A 4,357-nucleotide genomic window follows, 5' to 3' on the forward strand; every position below is an offset into this window, starting at 1 on the left:
ATCGTCCACGGCGGGAACTCCTCGGCTCCCCTGCCAGGGGGAGACCGTCTCGGTTGGTTTCACCGAGGAGCTTCCCTCTTTCACGCTCATCCCTGCTCGCCGACTACACACTTATAGGGACACGACCTCGCACGGCCCCAGCCTGTCCGGCAGATGGGGGCATTCCCACTCGCGAGGCCTGGCTCTCACGCTTCTGCCGCGCTATCGGCCGTCCATCATCTTGTCGGACGTGAATGCCAGCATCCAGCGCGATAGCCTCCTGTTGAGGAAGTGCGGGGTATTGAATGCGAAGTGGCCTCTGGTTGCTGTGCGTCGCCATCCTTGTCGCGGGCTGCTCTGGGGTTGAACGCTCCACCCGTAGGGGCGCCCTTCAGCAGCGCTCCACAATGTACGAGGCGAGGGGGCAGCCGGGAGTCATTGGGAAGGCGCATCTTCCCCGAGAGCAGCGGAACGATGCATTCGAGGAGTTGCTTCAGGTCTCGGGGTTGGAGGACCGCGACGCGCAACCCGTGTCTGGTAACTCGCTCACGCCTACGCACGCGGCGCGGCTGCTGGAGGTGTTGCTGGGGAAGGATGTGACGCTGGGTCAGTTCCCTGCGCGTGTCGCGGTGGGCTTCATGCTGCGCGAGGTGATGGGCTCGGGAGCGGTGTCACGCACCGAGTTGGTGCAGCGGGTGGAGCGCTTCAATCATCTGGCGGTGCTCCGGCCCGATGGATGCCTCGCGTGGGTGCGCAGTGGCCGGACGCAGCAGCGAGTGGCCCCCGTGGAGTGGCGGAACGGTGTTTTCCGTGCGCACGACTTCGAGCTGGGGCGTTTCTACGATGGGCGCACGGGTGTCTTCCGCTCGCTGGACGATGAACTGCGTGAGTTGGATGGATTCCCGCTGGCGGACGTCCACGACGATGCCGACGTCATCAGCCGCTCTCTTGATGGTGCCGAAGAGGCTTTTGTTGGACTGGCCCTTGCGGTGGGGAAGTTCTTCTCGACGTCGCCAGGCGAAAACCTCGAGGCACTTCGTCAGATGCCCGCCGCCGTGGCGGCATTGCTGGAGTCGTCACCCGAATACCTGGAGCGCTTCCGGTACATGACGCGGGGTGAACAGATTCAGGCCGTCTCCAAGCTGGCAACGAACCTCATTGCCACGTGGGGCACGGTGTCATCCGCGACGCGCACGTTGGAAGGTGCATCGCTCGCAGCGGTGGAGATGCCAACGCTCTCGCTGTCCGCACAAGGAGTCGTTGCCATGAGAATCGTGGCGGTTCCGGTGGGGCGTGCGGCGGCGGTGCTGAGTGGTGGGCCTGGAGCAGCCATCATCCTTCAGCGGGCCAGCACGGCCGCGAAGGGCGGCTCACCGTCGAATGGGCCCGGCAAGTGGGGGCCGGCCAAAGAGTCCATGTCACCCCACGCCCGGCGTTACCAGGAACAGATTACGGGGCATTCCGCCGACGAGGCATACTGGGTCGGTGGTGTAGGCAGGGACAGTGGCGGCGTGAAGTTCGATGGTTTCGAGAAGGGTGTCCTGCTGGAGGCGAAGGGGCAGGGCTATGCCCGGTTCTTCGAGGGCCTGGACCCGAAAGAGTGGTTCCGTCACTCGGGAGCCAAGGGCCTTGTCGATCAAGCCAGAAGGCAGAGTGAGAAGGTCCGTGGCCTTGGCTTTTCGATACGATGGCACGTCGCTGAGCAGCAGGCGGCGGACGCCATCGAGAAGCTATTGATGCGCAACAGAATCAAGGGCATTGAAGTGGTCTGCACACCGGCGCTTTGAGGAATGCACAGCGTGACCGCGACGCCTGAGCCCACGACCTACCCGGAGACCTACTACGCGGGCGCCTACTGGGGCCCTCGCAAGGAGACCCCCGAGGAATGCGCTCTGCGCACAGCAGACTTCCTCAACCTCCTCGCGTCATGTGATCCGATCCTGGCTCATTGGTACAAGCCCGCGCGTTCTCGCAAGGATGCCCGCAAACATCCGCTCATGCCTCCCGACCTGCCCACGCTCACCGAGATGTTCCGGCGGGGCGTGAACCGTGAGCGTGGAGGTCCCGCCATCGAGCGATTGGGCTATAGCTTCTGGTTCGGCAACGGCGAGGCGGGGGCGGACAGCGCGGATCTGCGCATCACCTGCGGTGACTACAGTGGCGCCAATCCGAACTCGTGCGTGATGCCCTTGCCGAAAGAAGGGCCAGGCATGGAGCGGATACTGACGGCACCCGTACTGGCGAACGTGGTGCGCAGCATGGTTCGGCCCTGGGATCCCGATTGGGCGTTTGCCACCTCGGACTCCTACGAGGACACAGCTCGGGAGCCCGACTTCGCGCCCTTCTCCCTTGGGTGGATTACCTACGTCTCGAACCGCTTGGGCCGAGTGCCGCCGCTCCCCGCTCCCGTGCGTGTCGAGTCCGTGGAAGACAAGGGCACCCTCATCCTCCTCACTCCCGAACGCTTCACTGCCCGCAATCCGGAGCAAATGGCGCTGGCGGAGCGCGTGCGAGAGCTGCTGGACCGAGCGGAGCTGTTTGTCGGCGCTCCTCCAAGCTCCTGAGCACGGGGCCGATGCCGCCCACTAGCCGACGTACTCTCGGACCCCGAGGCAGGCATGCCGCGAGGCGCACGAAGGAGCTGATGACGTCCGAGCGGCAGGCGGCCCGTTCCTCTGGACAGGACCGCGCCCGCATCATCCGTTAGTGCCTTCCGAGCCCCGGGGCCTGTCGCGTGTGCAACTTCCCCTGGGAAGTCGTCGAGGGGTCGTGATGCTGGAGCTGGCCGGCTATCAGGACGTGCGGAGGATCTACCGGGGCCACCGTTATGAGGTGTTCCTCCTGAACGAGGCTGCGGGACTTTCGCTGAATCGGCGAAGAGAGGAGAAACAACGTCGGCGAGCCCTCGGCGACGTTGATGACCGGGGGCTGCCCGGAGGTCGAACTGGCGACAGTAACGGAGCGCTCGCGGAGGACGCGAGGGGCGGCTGGCGTGTCAGCGTGCGCCGCAGTTCCCCATGCGAGCACGAACCCCACGGCCAAACTGAAGGGTTGGCGCAAGGACGGGTGACCTCCCTCATGGGCGCGCTAGCATCGCCAGTACCCGCGCAGGGGTGCTCTGTTCGCGCGACCGGCCAGTCCCAACGGGACACAGTGATGGGGCCGAGCGCTTTGGGGCGCGCTTCACGGCAGCGGCGTTGAACGGGCCCGTCCGCTCTCAGTCCTTGTAGCGGCGATTCAGGTCCGACCTCGTCGCGGTCATCCTGCTCGTCTTCCTCGTGAACGCGCGGAGTTGACGGACCCAGCGAAGCACACTTTCTGAAGATGCTGGGCGCTGAAGAATGAGCCGTGCGCGAGGCTCCGAATGAGTTGACGCCTGAAATACGAGCGGACACACTCTCCAAACCAACAAGCACGCCCTGGGATAAAGGAGCATTCGATGGGTCTCGCAGAGCGACGCCGTATCGCTACGATCAAGGAGTCGCACACCCCCCGTTTCCAATCAGAGCTGAACAGCTCCATTGGATTCTCGATGCCTTTTGAAATCGACATCGCGAGCTTCCCCGAAGACAAGACCATTCTCGACTGCTACGACTCCTACTATGAGTCATACGGTCCGGGGCTCGTCGCACAGGCGATGAAGAGTATTTGTAGCGATGATCTCGGTCGTGAGGCAGTCAAAGCGAAGTTCAACAAGATCATCTTCCAGAATGTCGCCACGAACCCAGACAACCCAGGCGACAAGAGTGTGGAACTCAAGGACAACACTCTCTTCGTGCGTGAGAGTTTCTACGGCTACTCGGACAAGCTTTTCGGCGAGGACGAGCTTCGGACCACCATCGAGTCACTCCTTTAGCCGTCTCGAGTTACACCGGTTCCGCATCGCTAGCCGGTGACTGGTAGCCGAGGGCTGAGTGCCGCCGCCGCAGGTTGTACCAGCCCTCGATGTACTGAAAGACGGCCATCCTGGCCTCGGCTCGCTTCAAGGCGGCCCGTCGCTTCCAGGCGGAGTCGCCGGCCTCGGTGACTCCCAGCACCCGGCAGATCGTCGCCACTGCATGCTCGGCCTGGTTCTCGCTCACGAATCGGAACGCTTCTTGGGCGTGCCGACGCCTTCCTGAGCGAACCAGGTCGCGGCCTGAGAGGACGTCGCGCTCCTCACGCCGAAACTGAAGCAACTCCACTGCTGGACCGAGCGGGCTGTTCGTTGGAGCCGCTCCTCGCCCCTGAGCACGGGGCGGTGGGCGCTCACTAGTACCTCGGCACAGAGGTTCTGACCGATTGGTTTTGAGCGACTCAGCGTAGGACGGGCAGAAGTTCCGGGGCCAGCAGCAGTTCAATGCTGCGGGCCTGTCCGGCGCTGCGCCGGATGAGCCCC

General features: G+C 63.9%; 4 protein-coding genes and 1 pseudogene. 3 read left to right on the forward strand and 2 right to left on the reverse strand.

The window, feature by feature from the left end; genetic code table 11:
• The first annotated feature begins 617 nt into the window (after positions 1-617).
• Both HUA78_RS45500 and HUA78_RS47950 read left to right on the forward strand, forming a co-directional pair.
• Positions 618-1,766 (forward strand): Tox-REase-5 domain-containing protein, encoded by a 1,149-nt coding sequence (locus tag HUA78_RS45500; RefSeq protein ID WP_254624258.1) that lies wholly within the window; start codon positions 618-620, stop codon positions 1,764-1,766.
• A 12-nt stretch (positions 1,767-1,778) separates the two neighbouring features.
• Positions 1,779-2,543, forward strand: a complete 765-nt coding sequence (locus tag HUA78_RS47950; protein ID WP_174479103.1) for an immunity 52 family protein — start codon at positions 1,779-1,781, stop codon at positions 2,541-2,543.
• Positions 2,544-2,682: 139 nt separating this feature from the next.
• On the opposite strand, the gene HUA78_RS47955 is transcribed toward HUA78_RS47950, so the two are convergent.
• On the reverse strand, positions 2,683-3,015 hold the full coding sequence (locus HUA78_RS47955) for a DUF2381 family protein (RefSeq protein WP_174479104.1): 333 nt from the start codon (positions 3,013-3,015) through the stop codon (positions 2,683-2,685).
• A 403-nt stretch (positions 3,016-3,418) separates the two neighbouring features.
• On the opposite strand from HUA78_RS47955, the gene HUA78_RS45515 reads away from it, so the two are divergent.
• A complete protein-coding gene (locus HUA78_RS45515) occupies positions 3,419-3,835 on the forward strand; it encodes a hypothetical protein (RefSeq protein ID WP_174479105.1) in 417 nt (138 codons plus the stop codon).
• Positions 3,836-3,845: 10 nt separating this feature from the next.
• On the opposite strand, the pseudogene HUA78_RS47960 reads toward HUA78_RS45515, so the two are convergent.
• Positions 3,846-3,959 (reverse strand): annotated as a pseudogene (locus HUA78_RS47960) (IS3 family transposase); the annotation flags it as partial.
• Between the last annotated feature and the right edge of the window lie 398 nt (positions 3,960-4,357).

It is taken from the genome of Myxococcus sp. CA033 (assembly GCF_013336625.1).
Classification (GTDB): domain Bacteria; phylum Myxococcota; class Myxococcia; order Myxococcales; family Myxococcaceae; genus Myxococcus; species Myxococcus llanfairpwllgwyngyllgogerychwyrndrobwllllantysiliogogogochensis.